Raw genomic sequence first — 21,643 nt, forward strand, 5'->3', positions numbered from 1 at the left:
GGTCTACTCCAGATTTTGGACCTGTTCGCGAAACTGGTCGATCACCACTTTCAACTCTATGCCCGCTGCGGTTACCGCACTGGCATTCGATTTGGAACAGATTGTATTCGACTCGCGGTTAAATTCCTGTGCAAGAAAATCGAGCTTGCGGCCGACAGGTCCGCCATTCTCCAACAGTTCGCGTGAAGCCTGGACATGGGCGTGCAGCCGGTCGATCTCCTCACGCAGATCCGCCTTGGTGGCGATCAGCGCCGCCTCTGCATGAAGCCGGTCACGATCGAGCCCGTGCAAGCCGTCGCCGATGAGGGCGATCTGCTGGGCGAGCCGTGCCGCAATTTGCTCGGGCTGGCGGGAAGGATCGTTTTCAATGATGTCTGCGAGCTGCTCGATCCGGTTGATGTGACCGGACAGGATGGCAAACAGCGAAGCCCCTTCGCGCTCGCGCATATCCTTCAGCTTCTCGACCGCGGCGGCGAAGCCGGCAAGCACATCATCGTTGCGCGCGGCCTGCACCTCCGCATCGTCTTCCGCCTCGCGAAAATCGACGAGCCCGCGCAGCGTCAGCAGCGTGTCGAAGCTCAGCGGCTTGTCTTCCACGACATCGCCAAGCTCCTTCTTCAGCGCCAGAACAGCCGCCAGAGCATCGCGGTTGACCACCGCCTCCAGCCGGTTTTCCGCAATCGCCAGCGTCAGACCCGCCTGGATATTACCGCGGGAAAGATGCTCGCCTGCGATTTCGCGCAGGGCCGTTTCCAGCGCTTCAAGACCGGTCGGCAGACGCAGGCGCACATCGAGCCCCTTGCCGTTCACGGACCGCAATTCCCACGCCCAGCGGTAACGGCCGGAGGTTCCTTCGCTGCGCGCAAAGCCGGTCATCGATTGCAATGTCATATCTGAAAGCCCCCCGTCATGCCTTACAAAACCGGGCCCTGTGGATCACAGAGCCCGGTCGAGATTATCAGTTGTTGGCGGGTTTCTCCGCCTCGGTTCCACCTGGCTGGCCATCCACGACAACATCGGGATTGGCGCCGGAAGCAGCCTTCTCAGCCTCGATCTTGCGCCAGCGGCGAACATTGGCGTTGTGCTCTTCAAGCGTCTTGGCAAAGACGTGGCCGCCGGTGCCGTCCGCAACGAAATAAAGGTCATCCGTGCGCCATGGATTGGCGACAGCCTCAAGTGCCGCGCGGCCCGGATTGGCGATGGGAGACGGCGGCAGGCCCTTGATGACATAAGTGTTGAACGGCGTCTGCTTCTGCAGGTCCGACTGGTAGATCGGGCGGTCCGACGGTTTGCCGTCACCACCGAACAGGCCGTAGATGATCGTCGGGTCGGATTGCAGGCGCATGCCCTTCTTCAGGCGGTTGTAGAACACGGAGGCGACATGGGCGCGTTCGTCGTCCTTGCCGGTTTCTTTCTCGACAATCGAGGCAAGCGTCACGAATTCCTCGACGGTCTTGATCGGCAGATCGGGATCGCGCCGTTCCCAGATCATGTCGATCAGCTTGTCCTGCGCCGCACTCATCTGGTTGATGATCTCTTCGCGCTTGGTGCCGCGGGTGAAGCGATAGGTATCCGGGCGCAGGCTGCCTTCCGGCGGCAGCGTGGCGGGAAGCTCGCCGTCCAGCACTTCATCCGCAGCAAGACGCGCGAACATCTGCTTTACGGTCAGGCCTTCCGGCAGCGACACGGAATAAAGGATCGACTTGCCGGACTCCAGCAGCACCATGATGTCCTTCATCGATGCGCCAGCCTTGATCTCGTATTCACCCGTCTTCAGCGTCTGGTCCTTCTGCAGATAGCTGCCGGTCATCAGGCGGAAAACGCGGGCGTTGGAGATGATGTCATTGCGTTCGAGATTATTGGCGATCTCGATGATGCCTGCGCCGTTGCGCACTGTGAAATGGGTGTTCGTCTGGAGCGGACCGGGCTCCTGGAACGCATTGATCATGTAATAGAAAGCGGCAATGGCCAGCACACAGACGGCGACGGCCAGCGTCATCAGAAAGTTCAGGAAGATCACAAGCTGGCCGTGGGCCTTGCGGGAGCGCTTGGGCGGAGCCGGCACTTTTTCCGGCCGCAGCGCCTCCGTCGGGGATTTCGGAATGATCGGGCCGCGATTGCCTTCGCCCGCGCCGGTTTGTCCGTATGGTCCCTGGCTGTTCTGGTTCGTGTCGCTCACCGTCGGTCCTTTTCAGTTCGGCGTTGTCAGCGCTTTTTGCGCAGGTAATGCGGCAAAAACAGGTTCGGAATGCCGTCCCGCACCACATAGAGGTATCGTGAAGCCTGCTGTTCCGCTTCACGAACATCGTTTCGGACAAAGCCGATTGAGGGAGCAGCCGGCACCGGCAAACGCTTCCCATAAAACGACTACAATAGCGGCGCGAAAACCGGAATAGCTTTCACAGGCCGCAATGCGTTCTTCAAATGAAAGAACGTCCTTTGTCAGCACCCGGTGGGAGGGCGCCAGCGACGGCAGAGCCGCCGCATTATGCTTCGTAACGACGCAGCACGAGGGAGGCGTTGGTGCCGCCGAATCCGAAGGAGTTCGAGAGCGCCACGTCGACCTTACGCTTGCGCGCCTTGTGCGGCACGAGATCGATCTTCGTCTCCACATCGGGATTGTCGAGGTTCAGCGTCGGCGGAACGATGTTGTCGCGGATCGCAAGCGTCGCGAAGATCGCCTCGATAGCGCCCGCCGCACCGAGAAGATGGCCGGTCGCCGACTTGGTGGAGGACATGGAAATCTTCGAGGCCGATTCGCCGACAAGCCGCTCGACCGCGCCAAGCTCGATCGTATCGGCCATGGTGGAGGTGCCGTGAGCGTTGATGTAGTCGATATCGTCAGGCGTGAGACCTGCGCGCTTCAGCGCCATCGACATGCAGCGATAGGCACCTTCACCGTCCTCGGACGGTGCGGTGATGTGATAGGCATCGCCAGAGAGGCCGTAACCGACGACTTCCGCATAGATCTTCGCGCCGCGCGCCTTGGCGTGTTCCAGCTCTTCCAGAACGACGATGCCCGCACCTTCACCCATGACGAAACCATCGCGGTCACGGTCATAGGGGCGCGAGGCCTTCTGCGGATCGTCATTGTGTTGTGTGGAAAGCGCCTTGCAGGCGGCGAAGCCGGCGAGCGCGATGCGGCAGACCGGCGATTCGGCGCCGCCGGCGACCATGACGTCGGCATCGCCGAGCGCGATCAGACGGGCGGCGTCGCCAATGGCGTGCGCGCCGGTCGAGCAGGCCGTCACCACGGCATGGTTCGGTCCGCGCAGCTTGTGGCGGATGGAAACCTGGCCGGATACGAGGTTGATCAGGCGGCCGGGAATGAAGAATGGGGAAATGCGCCGCGGGCCCTTGTCGCGCAGCGTATAGCCCGCCTCGACAATGCCTTCCAGGCCGCCAATGCCGGAGCCGATCAGAACGCCTGTCGCGATCTGGTCCTCGTCCGTTTCCGGATGCCAGTTTGCGTCGGCAAGCGCCATGTCGGCGGCAGCCATGCCGTACAGGATGAAAGGATCGATCTTGCGCTGTTCCTTGGGTTCCATCCAGTCATCGGCATTGAAAGTGCCGTTGGAACCATCGCCGACGGGAATACGGCAGGCGATCTTTGCGGGCAAGTCTTCGACTTCGAATTCAGTCACGAGACGGGCGCCGTTCTGGCCGGCCAAAAGCCGTTCCCAGGTCACTTCCGTTCCGCATCCAAGAGGAGATACCATGCCGGTACCGGTGATAACGACACGCCTCATCGCCAACGCTCCGCCCTTATCCAAATCATCGGTCTTCCTGCAACACCGGGCACCATGAGATGGCACTCTCGGCAGGCTGCAGTACGTCTCAATCTTTGCTTGAAGGTTACAGGCAGCGTTATCGCAGCCCGTGACCTTTAGGACAACGGGAAAGCGTGCCTTTGCGGCACCCACCGTCTGCCTATAAAACATTGGCCCGGACAAGCCGGGCCAAGACGGGAAGATATGTCACCCTCCCGATGAAGGTCGATCAGGCCTGGGCCTTCTCGATAAACTTGACGGCGTCGCCGACCGTCAGGATCGAGTCAGCTGCGTCGTCGGGGATTTCAACGCCGAATTCTTCTTCGAAAGCCATGACCAGTTCAACGGTGTCGAGCGAATCAGCGCCCAGATCGTCAATGAAGCTGGCGCCTTCGACAACCTTGTCGGCGTCAACGCCAAGATGATCAATTACAATTTTCTTTACGCGTTCTGCGATATCGCTCATGTCGGTTTCCTCGACCTTTATTTTGAAGGGAATGCCTTGCGGCACCCTGCCCTGTTAGAAGCCCTCATGCGCCGTTCAAATCCGGCGCTGCTGGCAAACCCGTTCAACCCGTTCCAAGCTAGACATCGTCACGCAAAATCGCAACGGCTTCCTGTCTCTCCGGGACGACTGTTCACAGTCTTGGCCCGCTTAACATGGTTTCAATCGGTCGAAAAGCCTGAAAACGCGCTAAGCACAGCGTATGACAGGCAATTTCGCCGAAAACCAGTCGGCGGAGCCTTGCGGCGCCAGCTACCCAAGAAGGTGCTTAAACAGCGCCGCAATCCTTTTCATGACAGCCTTAGGCGCCGTCAGATCATAGCCATGCCGCCATTGACGTGCAGGGTCTGGCCGGTCATGTAGCCCGCCTCGTTGGAGGCGAGGTAGAGAACGGCCGAGGCGACCTCAGCACCGGTTCCCATGCGCTTCATGGGAATGGCGCCCATGATGGCGTCTTTCTGCTTGTCGTTCAGCTTGCCGGTCATGGCGCTTTCGATGAAGCCCGGCGCCACGCAGTTGACGGTGACGTTGCGGGTGGCGATTTCCTGGGCCAGCGACTTCGAAAAACCGATCATGCCGGCCTTGGAGGCGCAATAGTTGGCCTGGCCGGGATTGCCGGTGACGCCGACGATGGAGGTGATGTTGATGATGCGGCCGAAACGGCGGCGCATCATCGGATGCGTCAGCTCACGCGTCAGGCGGAACATCGCCGTCAGGTTCACTTCGATGACGTTGTCCCAGTCCTCGTCGCTCATGCGAACGAAGAGGCCGTCCTTGGTGATGCCGGCATTGTTGACGAGAATATCGACACCTTCCAGTTCGGCTTCAGCCTTTTCGCCGAGCGCCTTGACCTCGGCGCGGTCGGCAAGGTTGGCCGGGAAAATCTTGACGCGCTCGCCAAGTTCCGCCGCCAGCGCCTCGAGCTTTTCAACGCGCGTGCCGTGCAGGCCGACGGTTGCGCCCTGGCTGTGCAGAAGGCGGGCGATTTCTTCGCCGATGCCGCCGGTTGCGCCGGTTACGAGAGCCTTGCGGCCTGTCAGATCAAACATGTCCTATTCCTTCTTTAGAGCTTCGGACTGAAAATGTTCAGCGCTGTTGCGCCCGATGAATGCGGCAGCCGGAGTATCCGTCTCAGCCGATAAGCGTGGCAAGAAGCTGGTCGATATCGGCAGCGCCGTTGACGGCAACGCCGTTCACCGTCTTGTCGATGCGGCGGGCAAGGCCCGTCAGCACCTTGCCGGAGCCGATCTCGTAAAGCTGCGTGACATTGTTGGCGGCGAACCATTCCACCGTCTCGCGCCAGCGCACCTGCCCCGTCACCTGCTCGACCAGCAGGGCGGCGATCTCATTGGCGTCGGAAACGGGAGCGGCGCGCACGTTGGCGATAACAGGCACGACCGGATTGTGCTTCTCGACTTTCGCCAGAGCCTCACGCATCGCTTCCGCCGCCGGCGCCATCAGCGCGGAGTGGAAGGGGGCGGAAACCGGCAGCATAATGGCGCGCTTGGCGCCCTTGTCAGACGCGATCGCAGCAGCCTTCTCGACGGCGGCCTTGCCGCCGGAGATGACGAGTTGGCCACCGCCATTGTCATTGGCGATCTGGCAGACGCCGAGAATGGCCGCTTCTTCGCAGATTGCCGAAACGGCGTCATGCTCAAGCCCGATAATCGCCGCCATGGCGCCCTCACCCACCGGCACGGCGGCCTGCATGGCATTGCCGCGAATGCGCAGAAGACGCGCGGTATCGGCAACCGAGAAGGTGCCGGCGGCACAGAGCGCCGAATATTCGCCGAGCGAGTGGCCGGCGACATAAGAAACCGTATCGGACAGCTTGAAACCGCGCGCTTCGAGAACCCGCATGACCGCCATGGACACTGCCATGAGGGCCGGCTGGGCGTTGGCGGTCAGCGTCAGCGTCTCTTCAGGACCGTTCCACATGATATCGGAGAGCTTCTGGTCGAGCGCCTCGTCGACTTCCTGAAACACGGCGCGCGCTTCCGGATAGGTATCCGCCAGCTCCTTGCCCATGCCGACGGCCTGACTTCCCTGTCCGGGAAAAGTGAATGCAATACCCATGGGATGTCGTCCTTCTTGTCTGGCGTTGCCTTTATTCTTGTCGACTTCCATTCACATTCCCGCCAGCGAAGTCAAGGCTTGAAGCCCCATGGCGGGCCCTCGCCAGGGGTTTTGCCGACCTGTTTTCCCCTTTTCTTTTCATCATATTTTTTCTTGCACTGCGGCAAATCCCCATTACTTTCACCCCACCTTCCAAACTATCTGGCCAAGCACCGGGACATTTCCATGAAACAAAGACTATTGGGCCGCACGGGTATTTCCGTGTCTGAAATCTGCCTCGGCACCATGACGTGGGGCACGCAGAACACCGAAGCCGACGCGCACGCGCAGATGGATTACGCCGTCGAAAACGGCGTCAATTTCTTCGATACGGCAGAACTTTATCCTACCACCCCCGTTTCCGCCGAAACGCAGGGGCGGACGGAAGACTATATCGGCACCTGGTTTGAAAAGACCGGAAAGCGCGATCAGGTCGTGCTCGCCACCAAGGTCGCAGGCTCTGGCCGTGACTACATTCGTGGCGGTCGCGATATCGACGCCGCAGCCATCCGCGAGGCGGTGGACACCAGCCTCAAGCGCCTGAAGACCGACTATATCGACCTCTACCAAATCCACTGGCCGAATCGCGGCACCTATCATTTCCGTGGCGCATGGAGCTTTGACGCTTCCGGCCAGGACACCAAGCGCACGCTCGCCGAAATCACCGAAAAGCTCGAAACGCTCGGCGAATTGGTGAAGGCCGGCAAGATCCGCGCCATTGGTCTCTCCAACGAAAGCGCCTGGGGCACGCAGAAATATATCGATATCGCGGAGGCTAACGGCCTGCCGCGCGTCGCCACCATTCAGAATGAATACAACCTGCTGTACCGCAGCTTCGATCTCGATATGGCGGAAGTCGCCCACCACGAGGACGTCGGCCTGCTCGCATATTCGCCGCTGGCGGCAGGGCTGCTGACCGGCAAATACCAGAACGGCGCCCGCCCGGCGGGTTCACGCGGCAGCATCAACAAAGACCTCGGCGGTCGCCTGCAACCGCTTCAGGAAGCGCCGGTCAAGGCTTATCTGGAGCTTGCTGCCGCTCATGGCATCGATCCAGCAAAGCTCGCCATTGCCTTCTGCCTGACGCGCCCCTTCATGGCCTCCGTCATCATCGGCGCGACGACGATGGAACAGTTGAAGGTTGATATTGCGGCTGCGGATGTGACGCTGTCGGACGAGGTACTGAAGGGTGTAGCGGCGATCCACCGGCAATATCCAATGCCGATCTGACGATGCAACAGCGCGCTTTTTCGCACTCGCCCTTGCATTCCGGGCAAAAATCCGTATAAGCGCGCTGTTCACAACACCCGGTCCAATTGGCTGGTGGCTGAACGGAGGGCTGGTTCCGGTAACGGAACAGCAGGAACCATAAGGTTTTTCCGGCCTCCCGTGTCTCCGCTCTCGACCGTCTCGAACAACGCTTTTCTTGCTTTAAGGCTCACGCCTTTTCAGGAGCAGTCGTTGAGGCTTAGCGCCGTTGCCGGGTGAAGGACGAAACGCAAGAAAGGCAAAGCTTAAATGGCTCTTTACGAACACATCTTCCTTGCCCGGCAGGATATTTCTGCCCAGCAGGTTGACGCACTTGTCGAGCAGTACAAGGGCGTTATCGAATCGTTCGGCGGTAAAGTCGGACGCGTCGAGAACTGGGGTCTGAAGTCCCTCACCTACCGCATCAAGAAGAACCGCAAGGCTCACTACGCTCTCATGGACATCGACGCTCCGGCGGCCGCCATCCATGAAGTCGAGCGCCAGATGCGCATCAACGAAGACGTTCTTCGTTACATGACCATCGCCGTCGAAGCCCACGAAGAAGGCCCGTCCGCGATGATGCAGAAGCGCGATCGCGACGACCGTCCGCGCCGTGACGGCGACCGTCCGGACCGTGGCCCGCGTGAAGATCGTGGTCCCCGCGCACCGCGCGAAGGTGGCTTCGGCGACCGCGAAGACCGTCCGCGCCGTCCGCGCGAAGACCGTGCATAAGGAGAATTGACCTATGGCTGACGCATCCTCTTCCCAGGCACGCCGCCCGTTCCACCGCCGTCGCAAGACGTGCCCCTTCTCCGGCGCCAACGCTCCGAAGATCGACTACAAGGACGTTCGTCTCCTGCAGCGCTACATTTCCGAGCGCGGCAAGATCGTTCCTTCCCGCATCACGGCCGTTTCCCAGAAGAAGCAGCGCGAACTCGCCCAGGCGATCAAGCGCGCCCGTTTCCTCGGCCTGCTGCCTTACGTCGTAGCATAATGAATTGAAGCGAGGCTGCGTTTTGGCGCGGCCTCGCTTTATCTCAATCCTTCCGCGTTGGGCGCGGATCGATACCAAAAAACCCATGTTGGGGATGAGGCTCCAAGGAGCGATCCTCTAACTGCTTAAGTTTCAGCAGGACAGCGAAGTGCAGAAGTTGAATCAGACAGTGCTGATCTCCGGCGTTCTCGCCGGCATATGCGCCGCGTTTTTAACGCTTGGCGCAACGGCACAGTCGTCGCTTTCTTTCCTGCTTTATGCCGGTTCCGCCATGCCGATTTTCATCGCCGGCATGGGCTGGGGCAACCGCGCCGCCATTATCGCAATCATCACCACGGCCATCATCGGTGCTTTGGTCATGTCGCCGCTTTTCGCGCTGACGATTGCCATCTTCACGCTGATTCCCGCGGGCTGGCTTTCGCATCTCGCCAATCTGGCGCGCCCGGCCTCCGAACTCGGCGGCCCGGATGATCTGCTTGCCTGGTATCCGCTGTCCGGCATCGTGCTGCATCTGTGCATTCTGGTTTCCGTCGCCGTCGTCATTCTCGGCTGGATGATCGGTTACGGTCCCGATCTCGTCGCGCGCATGGTCGATGTGATGATGACCTCGGTTCAGAGCCGCGAACCCCTGTTCGAGCCCAATGTCGAGGCGCTGGCGCAAACAAAGACCCTGTTGGTGCTGATGCTGCCGATCGTTCAGGGCGGCCTCTGGGTCATCCTTTTGTTTGCCGCCTATTATTTCGCGACGCGAGTGGTCGGCACCTTCGGCAAGGGTCTTCGCCCGCGCGAGGACATCGCTTCGGCACTGCGCATGCACCGCAACGCCATCTTCATTTTCCTCGCTGGCATCGTCGCCATGTTCCTTGGCGGCGTCGCGGCCATGGTCGGAGCGGTCATCTGCGGCACCTTCGGCGCGGGCTTCCTGATGGCGGGTTACGCCTCGCTGCACAAGCGCGCGCGTGGAAAGGACTGGCGTCTGCCGGTTCTCATTCTCGCATATCTCTCGGCGGTCTTTGTCTTTCCGCTGTTCATCATTCTCGTGTTCGGCCTGAGCGACGTGCGCAGCACGATCTCTCTTACTCCGACGCGGAAAACCGACAATACGAACGAAACCAACAACTAGAAAGGATCAAGAAGATGGACGTTATTCTTCTCGAACGCATCAACAAGCTCGGCCAGATGGGCGAAACCGTCAAGGTTCGCGACGGCTATGCCCGTAACTTCCTGCTGCCGCAGGGCAAGGCGCTGCGCGCCAATGCTGCCAACAAGACCCGTTTCGAAACCGAGCGCGCAACGCTCGAAGCCCGTAACCTCGAGCGCAAGTCGGAAGCCCAGAAGGTTGCCGAAGCCCTCGAAGGCAAGTCCTTCATCGTCGTCCGTTCGGCTGGCGAAACCGGCCAGCTCTACGGTTCTGTCGCTGCTCGCGACGTCGTCGAAATCCTCGGCGCCGAAGGCTTCAACATCGGCCGCAACCAGGTTGAGCTGAACACGCCGATCAAGACCATCGGTCTGCACAACGTTACCCTGCACCTGCACGCCGAAGTCGAGCTGCAGGTCGAGCTGAACGTTGCCCGTTCGGCTGAAGAAGCAGAGCGTCAGGCCAAGGGCGAAAGCCTCACCTCCGCTGACGCCATTTACGGCGTTGACGAAGACGCGCTGCGTCCGGAAGATTTCTTCGACCCGGAAGCTGACCGCGACGGCGACGACGAATAAGATCTGGCCTAACGGTCAAAGGAAAACCCCGGATGGCGACATCCGGGGTTTTTTGTTTGTTGTGTTTGTAGAGGGGGGTATCCCTCCGCAAACTCAACGCCCACTACCTCGCCGCCGTCTCCGTGCGCTCAGGCGCCTTGCTCTTGTCCACATGCACCACCACCGACATGCCCGGAGAAAGCTCCGCCGTCAGGGGCTGATCGGCATCGATCGCGATCCGTACGCCGAGGCGCTGGGCGATCTTTACGAAATTACCCGTCGCATTGTCAGGCTTGATAACGGCGAATTCCGAACCCGTCGCCGGCGAGAACCGTTCCACATGGCCGGTAAGCTTGCGGCGATGCAGCGCGTCCACCGAGATCGTCACCGGCTGGCCAACCTGCATGCCGGCGAGCTGGGTTTCCTTGAAATTGGCGATAACCCAGACATCATGCGGCACAACGGCCATCAGCTGCGTGCCGGCGGTGACATATTGGCCAGTGCGCACGCCGATTTCGCCGAGCCTGCCATCGACCGGCGCGTGGATTTCGGTATTGGCAAGATCGATCCGGGCCAGTTCGACGGCGGCTTCGGCATTGGCGACGGCTGCCTGCAGCGAGCTGCGGTTGACGATGATCGTCTGCAAATCCTGTCGCGACACTTCCAGCGCCGCCTTTGCCTGCGACAGCGATGCCCTCGCCTTTTCCAGCGCGGCATGAGCTTCTTCCTGGAGGCTTGAGGTTCCTACCCCGCTTTTGATGAGATTGTCCTGCCGGTCGGAGGCGAGCTGCGCCTGTTTCAGCGAGGCCTGCGCGCTGTCAACCGCCGCCTCGCTGGAGCGAATATTGGCATTGGCCGCATTTTCCTGCTGGCGGGAATTGTCGAGTGCCGCCTTATGCGTATCGAGCGTTGCTTCCGCCTGGGCCTGTTTCTGGCGATAGATGCGGTCGTCGATCTTCGCCAGCAGGGTGCCCTGCTTGACTTCCTGATAGTCCTTCACCGGAACATTCACCACATAGCCACTCACCTGCGGGCTCATCGTCGTGACATAACCCCGCACGAAGGCATTGTCGGTCATTTCGACGGTGGAAAGGAACGGCGGCAGCCGCCAGGCGTAAAGCACCAGCGCCACACCGGCGATGCCGCCGAGCAGCACGAGAATGGAAACGGGGGTAAAAAACTTCTTCAGCATGATGTCACTCTTGGATGTTCAAGACTGTGTCGCTGGCGCAGCACCGGCATTTCCCGAAAGGAGTGGCCAGATGCGTCGCCAGGCAAGATGGATTAAAAGGAAGGCAAGCGCCAGCGCCGAGACAACGGCGATCAGCAGAAACGTATCGTTATAAGCAAGCACATAGGCTTCCCTGCTGACCTGCTGACCGAGCAGCGACAGCCCCTCGGCCTTCAGCAATGCCGGATCGGTGATGACATGACTGTAAGCGCCGGAAAGTTGCGAGACGCGCTGGGCGACTGCGGGATTGGTGAGCAGGATATTTTCCACCAGAATATTGGAGTGGAATTTTTCCCGCAGCGTCACGAAACTGCCGAGCAGGCCCGTCATCAGCATCGATCCGGTAATCTGCGTAAACAGGAAGATGGTGATGAAATTCACCAGATAGGGTGTGCCCCTTGCAATCGCTGCGCCAAAACCCTTCGCCATGACAGGCGGCAGGAACATGGCGGCGCCGAACGCAATCATCATCTGGCTGAGATACATTTGCTCCGGGCGGGTCAGATTCGTGGACTGACTGTCCATAAAGGACCCGGCGGCAATCAGCGTCAGCGCAATGACATGGGCCGTATCGACATATTTCGTCAACATCAACCAGGCGCAGGCCGCCCCACCCAGGAGGGTCGCCAGCAGCACCAGCGCATAAAGCGGAATTGTCTGATCATTGAGCAGGCCGAGCTGCTGGTAAAAGCTGACGGCCGTCGAGGATTGTTCAGACGATACCGCTCTATAGACCAGCAGGACCGCGATGGCGTGCAGGTTGGTTTTGGAGAAAATCCAGCGCAGGTCGAGAAGCGGGTTCTGGCGCGGCAATTCAATGAAAGCCATCAGTGTCAGAAGAGCAATGGATGTCGCCAGCAGCGCACCGAGCCACCAGGTTTCGAACCACCAATAGAACCGGCCGAGCGTCAGCATCACCGCGAGGCAACCGAGACCGCCAGCAAACAGGAGATAGCTTAGAATATCCATGCGCTCGATGACTTTCGCGCGCGGCGGCGGCGTGACCTTGAGGACATAGATCATGGCAAGCGAGATCAGCGCAAAGCCGACTTCCATTGAATAGAGGGCGTTCCAGCCGTCAATCGCCAGCAGCGAGGGTGAGACCATGCGCGCAATCGGCGCGGACAGCAGGGTTCCCGTCAGCGCAATGCTGAAGCCGAGCGAGAATTTTCGCGCGGGCGGAAAAGCTTCTAGTATGTAGAGGAAGCCGAGCGAGGAAATCGGTGCGGCGGCCATGCCGCTGATGAAGCGGATGACGATCGCCGAATGCAGATCGGTGACGAAAAGATTGAGGCAGTTGGCGATGACAAAGGCGACGATCGAAAGCTCGGCGAAGGGTCGCAGGCCATATTGCGCCCTGACCTTGAACAAAGCGATGGAGAAGGTGGCATAGGGCGCCATATAGGCCGCCGAAAGCCAGGCCACCTCAGCCACGGTTGCGGAAAACTCGCCCTGCAGCTGATAGAGATTGGCCATGACGAGGTTCATGCCGAGACCCTGCGTGATGAAAAAACACAGCCCAGCGAAAATGAAGCAGAGCCGCAGCCACAGCGGCCGTTCCGGCTGAACGGGCGCGGCAAGCGTTGGTTCCGGTTCCGCAACTGTCGCAGAAACGACCGCAGGTGTCACATTCGCCTGCTTCTCCGCCGCATCCGGTTCCTGGTTAAGCCTCACATCGTGATCATTCTGCGATACCACAGAGCTCATGCCTGCCCCCTTCCCGAAGCGAGATTTTGCAGGTTGGCCGACAGGCGGCGCATGACATCCAATGCCATCGCCAGATCCCGCGAGGAAATATCGGCGGTAATCTCGGAACGCAGCGACTTTGCCATCGCCTGCACCGTCTCCGACGTTTTCTCGCCTTCCGCCGTCATGTGGATGCGTTTGGCGCGGCGGTCGTTCTCATCGGAACGGCGTTCGATGAGGTTCTGCTTCTCCATGCCGTCGAGCACGCGCACCAGGGTCGGCGTCTCGATTTCCATTTCCTCGGCAAGTTCCGTCTGCGTCAGCGGACCTCGGCGAGAAAGGGCGAAAAGCGCCCGCGCGCGGGCCAGCGTCAGGCCACTTTCCCCCACCCGCGCATCGAAAAACGCGCGCAGTTTGCGGGTAAAAGCGGAGACTTCATCCAGAAGCTGTTCCTTGTCGGTCTCGCGGGACATGTCAGTAAGCCTTATAATTAGCACACTACTTATTTTCTACCTATTTATTCGTAAGACTGACGAATTTCAAGTTTCTTTCACGCCGGGTCTGCCATGCGGTAAACTCATGGCAGCGAATCACGTTGCCGCGAATTCCGGGCCGGTAATTTTTCCCGCCTCTTGTCTGCGCCCCCTGTGGATTGCTGGGGACAACTGAAGATGTGATCGAGCGCAACGGGGCAGACGTCACCCTGCCATGGAGTGTTGCAACAATATCATTGACTGCCATGCCCCAGGAAGCCAAAGCCTGAGGTGTAAGAAAAGGCAAAGGGAGATCGCGCAAACCATGAACGACGCTGTGAGAAAGATCACCCCCGCGCAACCGGCGGAACCGCATTACCGCGAAGCGCCGAACAACATCGAAGCGGAACAGGCGCTGCTGGGCGCCATCCTCGTCAATAACGACGCCTATTATCGCGTGTCGGACTTCCTGAAGCCCGTGCATCTTTACGAACCGCTGCACCGTAAGATTTTCGAGGTGGCGGGCGATATCATCCGCATGGGCAAGACCGCCAATCCGGTGACGATCAAGACCTTCCTGCCCGCCGACGACAAGATCGGCGATCTGACGGTGGCGCAGTATCTCGCGCGTCTGGCGGCGGAAGCCGTCTCGATCATCAACGCGGAAGATTACGGCCGGGCGATCTACGATCTGGCGCTGCGCCGCGCACTGATCCAGATCGGCGAGGATGTCGTCAACATCGCCTATGACGCGCCGCTCGACATGCCGCCGCAGGCGCAGATCGAAGACACCGAACGCCGCCTGTTCGAACTGGCGGAAACCGGCCGTTACGACGGCGGTTTCCAGTCGTTTAACGACGCCGTGGCGCTGGCGATCGACATGGCCGGCGCCGCCTTCGAACGCGACGGCAATCTCTCCGGTATTTCCACCGGTATTCATTCGCTCGACGCCCGCATGGGCGGGTTGCAGCGTTCCGACCTTATCGTGCTTGCCGGCCGCCCGGGTATGGGCAAGACCTCGCTTGCGACCAACATAGCCTACAACATCGCCGCATCCTATGAGCAGGAAGTGCAGCCGGACGGGTCGTACAAGGCGAAAAACGGCGGCGTCGTCGGCTTCTACTCGCTCGAAATGTCGTCCGAACAGCTCGCTACCCGTATCATTTCCGAACAGACGGAAGTGTCTTCCTCGAAAATCCGCCGCGGCGACATCACCGAGGCCGATTTTGAAAAGCTCGTCGCCTGCTCCCAGATGATGCAGAAGGTGCCGCTTTACATCGACCAGACCGGTGGCATCTCGATTGCCCAGCTTTCCGCCCGCGCCCGCCGCCTGAAGCGCCAGCGCGGCCTCGATGTTCTGGTGGTCGACTACGTTCAGCTGATGACCGGCTCCGGCAAGAGCGGCGAAAACCGCGTGCAGGAAATCACCCAGATCACCACGGGTCTGAAAGCGCTCGGCAAGGAACTCAACGTTCCGATCATCGCGCTGTCACAGCTATCCCGTGCGGTGGAAAGCCGCGAAGACAAGCGTCCGCAGCTTTCCGACCTGCGTGAATCGGGCTCCATCGAGCAGGACGCGGACGTGGTGCTGTTCGTGTTCCGCGAGGAATATTACGTCAAGAACATGGAGCCGCGCGATATATCCGATCCCAAATATGCCGAATGGGAAGCCCTGTTCGACAAAGTGAAAGGCACGGCTGACGTCATCATCGCCAAGCAGCGTCACGGACCGACCGGCACGGTGAAGCTTGCCTTCCAGTCCGAGTTCACCCGCTTTACGGATCTGGCCGATCCGAGTTTCAGCCAGTACGAAGAGCATTGATCCGGCAACAATGGCAAAGAGGGTATGTTTACCGTCTCAACCATGTCTCACATTGCGTAAACAAGGCTGGAATCTTTTCAGGGTCTTGGCGGAATTTTCTCACAATCCGATTCCGCGCAGCAGCGCCACGGCCGCAACACCGAGCGTTGCGGCCGGCAGAAGGCTGAGGCGCAGCGCCGCAACCGCGGTGATTGCACAGGCGATCGTTTCCGCCAAGCCACTGGCGAGCGCCGTCGGCGTCACCACGGCCATCAAGACGGCGGGCGGCACCACGCCGAGCGCCTTTTTCAGGCGCGGTGTCAGCGAAAAATGAGTGACCAGCAACAGGCCGCCAAGGCGGGTGGCGACGGTTGCCGCCATCATGGCAAGGATTGTCAGCAGCGTATTCGGGTCGAGCGTCATGCCGGCTGCTCCACCTGTTCTTCATGCCCGAAGGCGGCGACGGCAAGCCCCGCCAGCGCGCCGGCGGCGATATACCACGCGCCTGGAACCAGCGTGTGGGTGAGACAGGCGGCGGATGCGCTTGCCAGAAGCACGAAGCCGGTTTCCCTGCCCTTCCAGAACCCCATGAGCAGCACGATGAAGACGGCGGGAAAGGCGAAATCCAGACCGATGACCGACATGTCTCCCACCACCGAACCGAGCAGCGCGCCGGCAAGGGTTGCAAGGTTCCAGACGAGATAGATCGAGAGCGCAGCACCGGTGAAGAAGGCCGCCGTCAGCCTGTCGGCGATGACGCGGAATTCGGACAATGCCCAGGATTCGTCGGTCAGCACCAGCATGGCGGCATATTTCCGCCAACCCCTGAAATCCTCCAGCTTGCCCGCGATGGAGGCGCTCATCAACACATGGCGCAGATTGACGAGAAGCGCCGCAAAACCGAGCGCTGTCCAGCTTGCGGGATGCGTCCATAGATCCATGGCAACGAATTGTGAGCCGCCGGCAAAGACCAGCAGCGACATTAGCGAGGCCTCGAGCGGCGACAGGCCTTTGCCGATGGCGACAGCACCGAACACCGCGCCGATCGGCACCATGGCGACCAGCAATGGGGCGGCGGCCCGCAACCCCGCGATAAATTCCGCGCGTTTCTCCGATATGAACATCGCATTCTCCCTTTCGAAGGAAAGGGATTACGCCTGAGAAATACAGTCGTCTTGAACAAAAGTGACGCCGCGTGACGGTAAGGTCTGCGGCAAGTCAACCCGTCCGAAATTGTCCTGGTGTTACGCCAGTACGCGCTTTGAAATGCCGGGTGAAATGCGCCTGATCGGCGAAACCACACAGAACCGCCACCTCGGCCGGCATCTCCCCTGCACGCAGAAGCCGACGCGCCCTGCGGATACGCACATCCGTCAGATAGGCATGCGGGGTGATGTGAAACTCCTTGCGAAAAGCGCGGATGAGATGCGCCCGGCTGAGACCGGCGATAGAGGCGAGTTCTTCAAGGCCAATATCGGTCTCGTAATTATCGGTGAGATAATCGCGGGCGGTATGAACCGCCCTTTTCTCGCGGGTTTCAACCGGCAGGATGATGGCGCTGCCATGCCTGCCGAACAGCGCCGCCAGAACCGAGAACATGCCCTCATCCGCCTCCAGCGCGCCGGATTTCGTCTCCAGCCGCCGGTGGGCCATCTGAAAGGCGGCCGCCATCTGCGGATCGTGCGGCAGGAATTTGGGAAAGCACGGCGTGCCATGAAATGCCCTGCCCGTTACGTCCTCGATGATGTCGCGCAGCAGTTCCGTGTCGGGATAGATCATCCGGTAACGATAACCGCCGCCGCCCGGCGCGCCGTCGTGAATCTCGTCTGGATTGATGAGATAAAGATGCCCCGGCCCCGTCTGTTCGGTGGTGCCCTGAATGGTGGAAATCTGCGAGCCGCTTTCGATGGCACCGATGGAAAACGTGTCATGTGCATGCGGTGAGTATTCATGGGTGAGAAACGTCGCGCTGAGGCATTCCATGCCGCCAAAACGTCCGTCCCGCCAGAAACGCGTGGTTTCCGTCGTGGCAACGGGCATAAAATCAAGGGCCTGTTCCTGCGAAACATTGTGCATGAGCGAAGTTTAGAGCATTCCGTCCTTACCGTCTTGAACAAAAGTGCTAGGGTCTGGCCGGTTCCAAAATCAACCGGACGCATGGCATGACAGACGACTTCGAAGACAGCTTTCCCGAAAACGAAAATGATGCTTTCGAGCACGCGCCGCTGCGGCTGACCGTCGATCTCGGCGCGCTCGCCGACAATTGGCGGGACATGAAGAAGCGGTCCGGAAGCGCCCGCACGGCGGCTGTCGTCAAGGCCGATGCCTATGGTCTCGGTATCGAGGATTGCGGCGCGACGCTTTACCATGCCGGCGCGCGGGACTTCTTCGTGGCGACGGTGGCTGAGGGCGCTACGTTGCGATCCTATGCCCCGGAAGCGCGCATCTTCGTCCTGTCAGGCATCTGGCAGGGGCAGGAACGGCAGGTCTTCGACAACGATCTTGTGCCGGTGCTGGCGTCAGAAGAGCAGCTGTCGTTCTGGATGGCGACGGTTGCCGAGCGCGGAGACCACCCCTGCGCGCTGCATGTGGATACCGGCTTCAATCGCCTCGGCCTTCCGCTCGACGACGCCCTGTTCCTTGCCGACGACGTGACACGACCGGCGAGTTTCGACCCGGTTCTGGTGCTGTCGCATCTCGCCTGCGCCGACACGCCCTCCTCACCGATGAACAGGGCGCAGCTCGAATCATTCCGGAAGGTTAGCGCCGCTTTCGAAGGTATCGAATCAAGCCTTTCGGCTTCCGCCGGCATCTTTCTCGGTCGCGACTATCATTTCGACCTCACCCGCCCCGGCATCGCCCTTTATGGCGGCGAGGCGGTCAACGACATGGCCAACCCGATGCGGCCCGTGGCGAAGGCCGAGGCGCGGATCATCCAGATACGCGAGGCAGGTGAAGGCCAGACCGTCAGTTACGGCGGCAGCTTCCTGCTGAAGCGCGCCAGCCGGCTTGCCATCGCATCCGTCGGTTATGCGGATGGATATCAGCGTTCGCTTTCCGGTTCCGGCATTCCGCTGCGTGAAATGGGCCATGGCGGCGCTTACGGTGTCGTCAACGGCCATAAGGTGCCCGTGGCGGGACGCGTGACCATGGATCTCACCATTTTCGACGTGACCGATGTGCCGGCAAATGCCATCCGCAGCGGCGACTATATCGAGCTTTTTGGCCCCAACGTTCCGGTCGACGAGACCGCACGGGCGGCCGGCACCATCGGTTATGAGATGCTGACGGGGCTCGGCCTGCGTTACGAACGGCAATATCTGATGGCCGACGACTGAGGGCTGCCTTTAGCTCTTGGAAAGCCGATGTGACCTGTGCTAAAAGAGAACAAAAGGAGATCGAAATGCCCGAAATCCATTTGAGCGAGCAGGACGAGAAGTTCATCGAGGAGCAGGTGGCGGCTGGCATCTTTAAGGACGCGGATTCGGTCGTCTCAGCTGGTCTGCGTTTGCTGGGCAGCAGGGAAGGCAAGCTTGTAGAGCTTCAACGGCTGATTCAGGAAGGGCTCGACGATGTGGAGGCTGGCCGGGTGATGGAGTTCTCTAGTGCGGATGATTTTACCGCGCACATTATGAAGCTGGCGGGGGAGCGGAATGAAGCCAAGGCGTCTAGTGGTCACCGCACAGGCGCTGAACGATCTTCTGGTCGATCATGACTATATCGCGCAATTCAATCCCGTTGCTGCCAGACGCTTTCTGGACGACATCAACGGCAAAATGATCTCGCTGGCGCGATACGGGATAACGGGCGTGCCTCGGAGCTTCGCACCGAATTTGCGGGCTTTCCCCTATCGTGAGCGATGCATCTATTTCGTTGTCGATGACCAGAAGATGTATGTGCTGCGCGTACTGCACGGCCATCAAGACATTTCCGCCAACGATTTCAAACAAGAAGAAAACTGACAAAACATGGCCAAAGCCAAGACCCAATTTGTGTGCCAGAACTGCGGCACGGTTCATACCCGCTGGGCAGGAAAATGCGAAGGCTGCGGCGAGTGGAATACCATCGTCGAAGAAGACCCGATGGGCGGTATCGGCTCCGGGCCGGGCAAGGTGCCGAAGAAGGGCAGACCTGTCACGCTCACCTCGCTTTCCGGCGAGATCGAGGAAGCGCCGCGTATTCCGACCGGCATCAGCGAGTTGGACCGGGCGACTGGCGGCGGCTTCGTGCGCGGTTCGGCCGTTCTGATCGGCGGCGACCCGGGTATCGGCAAATCGACGCTGCTGATGCAGGCGGCGGCTGCCCTGTCGCGGCGCGGCCATCGCATCGTCTATGTCTCGGGCGAAGAGGCGGTGGCGCAGGTGCGTCTGCGGGCGCAACGTCTCGGCGCTGCGGATACGGACGTGCTCTTGGCGGCGGAAACCAATGTCGAGGATATTCTGGCAACGATTTCCGAGGGCAAGCGGCCCGATCTCGTCATCATCGATTCCATTCAGACGCTGTGGAGCGACACGGCCGATTCCGCCCCCGGCACGGTGACGCAGGTGCGCACCGGCGTGCAGGCGATGATCCGTTTCGCCAAGCAGACGGGCGCGACGATGGTGCTTGTTGGCCATGTGACCAAGGAAGGCCAGATCGCCGGTCCGCGCGTGGTGGAACACATGGTCGATGCCGTGCTTTATTTTGAAGGGGATCGTGGTCACCATTACCGCATTCTGCGCACGGTCAAGAACCGCTTCGGGCCGACCGATGAAATCGGCGTTTTCGAAATGTCGGATCGTGGCCTCAGGGAAGTGTCCAATCCGTCGGAGCTGTTTCTGGGCGAGCGCAACGAAAAATCGCCGGGTGCAGCGGTTTTCGCCGGCATCGAAGGCACACGTCCCATACTTGTCGAGGTGCAGGCGCTGGTCGCTGCCACGTCGCTCGGCACGCCGCGCCGCGCGGTCGTTGGCTGGGACAGCTCGCGACTCGCCATGATTCTCGCCGTGCTGGAGGCCCATTGCGGGGTGAAGCTTGGCCAGCATGATGTTTATCTGAATGTCGCGGGCGGATACCGAATTTCAGAACCGGCCGCCGATATGGCGATTGCCTCGGCGCTTGTTTCCTCGCTTGCCGGTCTTGCCCTGCCCGCCGATTGCGTCTATTTCGGCGAAATCAGCCTGTCGGGTGCGGTGCGCCCGGTTTCGCATACGGGCCAACGGTTGAAAGAAGCTGAAAAACTTGGCTTTTCCGCCGCACTTCTGCCGTCTGGTTCGGCTGAATTGCCCAAAGCGGGCAAGGGTCGGTGGGCGGAAATTGAAAGCCTTCCGGACCTCGTGGCCCGCATCGCCGGCTCCGGCAACCGGTTCAAACAGGTTGAGGACGACGAATATTGATCCTTTCGCCAAGGGAAACAGTGGTGTAAGAGGATCGCAAAATTGGCAAGGCAGCGTCTGACAAGGCGTCGCACCTCCGGAGTTGGTATATGCCCATTACAATTTTCGACGGCATCGTCATCGCCGTTGTTCTTTTCTCTGCCCTTCTTGCAATGGTGCGCGGTTTCTCACGCGAGATTTTGTCGATTGCGAGCTGGGGCGGCTCTGTCGCCGCCGCCTATTATCTTTATCCGGTCCTCTTGCCCTATGCGCGCAACTATACCGATGACGACAAGATCGCCATCGCCGGTTCCGCCGGTGTGGTCTTCCTCGTCTCGCTGATCGTGATTTCCTTCATCACCTCGCGTATTGCCGATTTCATCATCGACAGCCGCATCGGCGCACTGGACCGTACGCTCGGCTTCCTGTTCGGCGCGGCGCGCGGCATCCTGCTGCTCGTCGTCGCTGTCGCCTTCTGGAACTGGCTGGTGGATGTGAAGACGCAGCCGGAATGGATGACCCAGGCCAAGTCCAAACCTTTCCTCGACGGGCTGGTCGGCAAGCTGGAGGCGGTTCTTCCTAACGATATCGAGCCGCAGATCCGCGCCCGTATCCTTGGAAAACCGCAGGAACCGACAGCAGCGCAGGCGCCTGCGGAAGATGTGCCGGCGACAAATCAACCGGCAACGAATAATTGACACAGTGTCGCGCCTTGCAATGCATGCAAGGCGCGCTATTTGTGCTAAATATCAAGCACGACACAGACGGACCGAC

23 protein-coding genes are annotated in these 21,643 nt (G+C 60.1%); 11 read left to right on the forward strand and 12 right to left on the reverse strand.

Annotated elements, in window-relative coordinates; genetic code table 11:
- Positions 1–3 precede the first annotated feature (3 nt).
- The 6 genes from BS627_RS07705 to fabD form a co-directional block, all read right to left on the reverse strand.
- A complete protein-coding gene (locus BS627_RS07705) occupies positions 4–891 on the reverse strand; it encodes a YicC/YloC family endoribonuclease (protein ID WP_077982565.1) in 888 nt (295 codons plus the stop codon).
- Positions 892–958: 67 nt separating this feature from the next.
- Entirely contained in the window at positions 959–2,179 is a 1,221-nt protein-coding gene (gene mltG / locus BS627_RS07710; RefSeq protein ID WP_077982566.1) for an endolytic transglycosylase MltG, read from the reverse strand.
- Between the two features lie 307 nt (positions 2,180–2,486).
- Positions 2,487–3,749, reverse strand: a complete 1,263-nt coding sequence (gene fabF / locus BS627_RS07715) for a beta-ketoacyl-ACP synthase II (protein WP_077982567.1) — start codon at positions 3,747–3,749, stop codon at positions 2,487–2,489.
- A 250-nt stretch (positions 3,750–3,999) separates the two neighbouring features.
- Entirely contained in the window at positions 4,000–4,236 is a 237-nt protein-coding gene (locus BS627_RS07720; protein WP_003502080.1) for an acyl carrier protein, read from the reverse strand.
- Positions 4,237–4,586: 350 nt separating this feature from the next.
- On the reverse strand, positions 4,587–5,324 hold the full coding sequence (gene fabG, locus BS627_RS07725; RefSeq protein ID WP_003520726.1) for a 3-oxoacyl-[acyl-carrier-protein] reductase: 738 nt from the start codon (positions 5,322–5,324) through the stop codon (positions 4,587–4,589).
- Between the two features lie 82 nt (positions 5,325–5,406).
- Positions 5,407–6,351, reverse strand: a complete 945-nt coding sequence (gene fabD, locus BS627_RS07730) for an ACP S-malonyltransferase (protein WP_089153231.1) — start codon at positions 6,349–6,351, stop codon at positions 5,407–5,409.
- Between the two features lie 225 nt (positions 6,352–6,576).
- On the opposite strand from fabD, the gene BS627_RS07735 reads away from it, so the two are divergent.
- The 5 genes from BS627_RS07735 (at position 6,577) to rplI (ending at position 10,345) form a co-directional block, all read left to right on the forward strand.
- Positions 6,577–7,620: an aldo/keto reductase gene (locus tag BS627_RS07735; protein WP_077982569.1), complete on the forward strand. Its 1,044-nt coding sequence runs from the start codon at positions 6,577–6,579 to the stop codon at positions 7,618–7,620.
- Between the two features lie 288 nt (positions 7,621–7,908).
- Positions 7,909–8,370 (forward strand): 30S ribosomal protein S6, encoded by a 462-nt coding sequence (gene rpsF / locus BS627_RS07745; protein ID WP_003502065.1) that lies wholly within the window; start codon positions 7,909–7,911, stop codon positions 8,368–8,370.
- Positions 8,371–8,383: 13 nt separating this feature from the next.
- On the forward strand, positions 8,384–8,632 hold the full coding sequence (gene rpsR / locus BS627_RS07750; protein WP_003502063.1) for a 30S ribosomal protein S18: 249 nt from the start codon (positions 8,384–8,386) through the stop codon (positions 8,630–8,632).
- A 148-nt stretch (positions 8,633–8,780) separates the two neighbouring features.
- Entirely contained in the window at positions 8,781–9,755 is a 975-nt protein-coding gene (locus BS627_RS07755) for a DUF2232 domain-containing protein (RefSeq protein WP_077982570.1), read from the forward strand.
- A 14-nt stretch (positions 9,756–9,769) separates the two neighbouring features.
- Entirely contained in the window at positions 9,770–10,345 is a 576-nt protein-coding gene (rplI, locus tag BS627_RS07760) for a 50S ribosomal protein L9 (RefSeq protein ID WP_077982571.1), read from the forward strand.
- A gap of 103 nt (positions 10,346–10,448) precedes the next feature.
- On the opposite strand, the gene BS627_RS07765 is transcribed toward rplI, so the two are convergent.
- The 3 genes from BS627_RS07765 to BS627_RS07775 are packed head-to-tail and all read right to left on the reverse strand — an operon-like array spanning position 10,449 to position 13,714.
- Positions 10,449–11,516, reverse strand: coding sequence for an HlyD family secretion protein (locus BS627_RS07765; RefSeq protein WP_077982572.1), 1,068 nt, complete (start codon positions 11,514–11,516; stop codon positions 10,449–10,451).
- A gap of 18 nt (positions 11,517–11,534) precedes the next feature.
- Positions 11,535–13,262: an MFS transporter gene (locus BS627_RS07770; RefSeq protein ID WP_245307026.1), complete on the reverse strand. Its 1,728-nt coding sequence runs from the start codon at positions 13,260–13,262 to the stop codon at positions 11,535–11,537.
- The gene (locus BS627_RS07775; RefSeq protein ID WP_077982573.1) at positions 13,259–13,714 is read right to left on the reverse strand and encodes a MarR family winged helix-turn-helix transcriptional regulator; all 456 of its coding nucleotides are present in this window, start codon (positions 13,712–13,714) and stop codon (positions 13,259–13,261) included. The genes BS627_RS07770 and BS627_RS07775 overlap by 4 nt, the downstream gene beginning before the upstream one ends.
- A gap of 325 nt (positions 13,715–14,039) precedes the next feature.
- Here BS627_RS07775 and BS627_RS07780 point away from each other — a divergent pair, with 325 nt between their 5' ends.
- Positions 14,040–15,536 (forward strand): replicative DNA helicase, encoded by a 1,497-nt coding sequence (locus tag BS627_RS07780; protein ID WP_003520716.1) that lies wholly within the window; start codon positions 14,040–14,042, stop codon positions 15,534–15,536.
- Between the two features lie 99 nt (positions 15,537–15,635).
- On the opposite strand, the gene BS627_RS07785 is transcribed toward BS627_RS07780, so the two are convergent.
- The 3 genes from BS627_RS07785 to BS627_RS07795 all read right to left on the reverse strand — a co-directional run bounded on the left by BS627_RS07785 (position 15,636) and on the right by BS627_RS07795 (position 17,591).
- On the reverse strand, positions 15,636–15,938 hold the full coding sequence (locus BS627_RS07785; RefSeq protein WP_077982574.1) for an AzlD family protein: 303 nt from the start codon (positions 15,936–15,938) through the stop codon (positions 15,636–15,638).
- Positions 15,935–16,639, reverse strand: a complete 705-nt coding sequence (locus tag BS627_RS07790) for an AzlC family ABC transporter permease (protein ID WP_077982575.1) — start codon at positions 16,637–16,639, stop codon at positions 15,935–15,937. Before BS627_RS07790 ends, BS627_RS07785 begins: the two co-directional genes overlap by 4 nt.
- Positions 16,640–16,733: 94 nt before the next feature.
- Positions 16,734–17,591 (reverse strand): AraC family transcriptional regulator, encoded by an 858-nt coding sequence (locus tag BS627_RS07795; RefSeq protein WP_165691166.1) that lies wholly within the window; start codon positions 17,589–17,591, stop codon positions 16,734–16,736.
- Between the two features lie 86 nt (positions 17,592–17,677).
- Here BS627_RS07795 and alr point away from each other — a divergent pair, with 86 nt between their 5' ends.
- The 5 genes from alr to BS627_RS07820 all read left to right on the forward strand — a co-directional run bounded on the left by alr (position 17,678) and on the right by BS627_RS07820 (position 21,567).
- Entirely contained in the window at positions 17,678–18,853 is a 1,176-nt protein-coding gene (gene alr, locus BS627_RS07800; RefSeq protein ID WP_077982576.1) for an alanine racemase, read from the forward strand.
- A 65-nt stretch (positions 18,854–18,918) separates the two neighbouring features.
- Positions 18,919–19,230 (forward strand): type II toxin-antitoxin system ParD family antitoxin, encoded by a 312-nt coding sequence (locus BS627_RS07805; RefSeq protein ID WP_077982980.1) that lies wholly within the window; start codon positions 18,919–18,921, stop codon positions 19,228–19,230.
- Positions 19,169–19,477, forward strand: a complete 309-nt coding sequence (locus BS627_RS07810) for a type II toxin-antitoxin system RelE/ParE family toxin (RefSeq protein ID WP_245307028.1) — start codon at positions 19,169–19,171, stop codon at positions 19,475–19,477. Before BS627_RS07805 ends, BS627_RS07810 begins: the two co-directional genes overlap by 62 nt.
- Before the next feature lie 6 nt (positions 19,478–19,483).
- Positions 19,484–20,890: a DNA repair protein RadA gene (gene radA / locus BS627_RS07815; RefSeq protein ID WP_077982578.1), complete on the forward strand. Its 1,407-nt coding sequence runs from the start codon at positions 19,484–19,486 to the stop codon at positions 20,888–20,890.
- 89 nt (positions 20,891–20,979) lie between these two features.
- Positions 20,980–21,567, forward strand: coding sequence for a CvpA family protein (locus BS627_RS07820; protein WP_077982579.1), 588 nt, complete (start codon positions 20,980–20,982; stop codon positions 21,565–21,567).
- The last annotated feature ends 76 nt before the right edge of the window (positions 21,568–21,643 follow it).

Source organism: Agrobacterium salinitolerans (assembly GCF_002008225.1).
Taxonomy (GTDB): Bacteria; Pseudomonadota; Alphaproteobacteria; order Rhizobiales; family Rhizobiaceae; genus Agrobacterium; species Agrobacterium salinitolerans.

What these genes read in the sequence shown, in the direction of transcription:
- fabG (WP_003520726.1), bottom strand. Translation starts at nt 5,324, where the DNA reads ATGTTTGATCTGACAGGCCGCAAGGCTCTCGTAACCGGCGCAACCGGC.
- BS627_RS07770 (WP_245307026.1), bottom strand. Translation starts at nt 13,262, where the DNA reads ATGAGCTCTGTGGTATCGCAGAATGATCACGATGTGAGGCTTAACCAG.
- BS627_RS07705 (WP_077982565.1), bottom strand. Translation starts at nt 891, where the DNA reads ATGACATTGCAATCGATGACCGGCTTTGCGCGCAGCGAAGGAACCTCC.
- BS627_RS07780 (WP_003520716.1), top strand. Translation starts at nt 14,040, where the DNA reads ATGAACGACGCTGTGAGAAAGATCACCCCCGCGCAACCGGCGGAACCG.
- fabF (WP_077982567.1), bottom strand. Translation starts at nt 3,749, where the DNA reads ATGAGGCGTGTCGTTATCACCGGTACCGGCATGGTATCTCCTCTTGGA.
- BS627_RS07785 (WP_077982574.1), bottom strand. Translation starts at nt 15,938, where the DNA reads ATGACGCTCGACCCGAATACGCTGCTGACAATCCTTGCCATGATGGCG.
- BS627_RS07820 (WP_077982579.1), top strand. Translation starts at nt 20,980, where the DNA reads ATGCCCATTACAATTTTCGACGGCATCGTCATCGCCGTTGTTCTTTTC.
- rplI (WP_077982571.1), top strand. Translation starts at nt 9,770, where the DNA reads ATGGACGTTATTCTTCTCGAACGCATCAACAAGCTCGGCCAGATGGGC.
- BS627_RS07720 (WP_003502080.1), bottom strand. Translation starts at nt 4,236, where the DNA reads ATGAGCGATATCGCAGAACGCGTAAAGAAAATTGTAATTGATCATCTT.
- BS627_RS07810 (WP_245307028.1), top strand. Translation starts at nt 19,169, where the DNA reads ATGAAGCCAAGGCGTCTAGTGGTCACCGCACAGGCGCTGAACGATCTT.
- BS627_RS07765 (WP_077982572.1), bottom strand. Translation starts at nt 11,516, where the DNA reads ATGCTGAAGAAGTTTTTTACCCCCGTTTCCATTCTCGTGCTGCTCGGC.
- alr (WP_077982576.1), top strand. Translation starts at nt 17,678, where the DNA reads ATGACAGACGACTTCGAAGACAGCTTTCCCGAAAACGAAAATGATGCT.
- BS627_RS07795 (WP_165691166.1), bottom strand. Translation starts at nt 17,591, where the DNA reads ATGCACAATGTTTCGCAGGAACAGGCCCTTGATTTTATGCCCGTTGCC.
- radA (WP_077982578.1), top strand. Translation starts at nt 19,484, where the DNA reads ATGGCCAAAGCCAAGACCCAATTTGTGTGCCAGAACTGCGGCACGGTT.
- fabD (WP_089153231.1), bottom strand. Translation starts at nt 6,351, where the DNA reads ATGGGTATTGCATTCACTTTTCCCGGACAGGGAAGTCAGGCCGTCGGC.
- BS627_RS07790 (WP_077982575.1), bottom strand. Translation starts at nt 16,639, where the DNA reads ATGTTCATATCGGAGAAACGCGCGGAATTTATCGCGGGGTTGCGGGCC.
- BS627_RS07735 (WP_077982569.1), top strand. Translation starts at nt 6,577, where the DNA reads ATGAAACAAAGACTATTGGGCCGCACGGGTATTTCCGTGTCTGAAATC.
- rpsF (WP_003502065.1), top strand. Translation starts at nt 7,909, where the DNA reads ATGGCTCTTTACGAACACATCTTCCTTGCCCGGCAGGATATTTCTGCC.
- BS627_RS07805 (WP_077982980.1), top strand. Translation starts at nt 18,919, where the DNA reads ATGCCCGAAATCCATTTGAGCGAGCAGGACGAGAAGTTCATCGAGGAG.
- BS627_RS07775 (WP_077982573.1), bottom strand. Translation starts at nt 13,714, where the DNA reads ATGTCCCGCGAGACCGACAAGGAACAGCTTCTGGATGAAGTCTCCGCT.
- rpsR (WP_003502063.1), top strand. Translation starts at nt 8,384, where the DNA reads ATGGCTGACGCATCCTCTTCCCAGGCACGCCGCCCGTTCCACCGCCGT.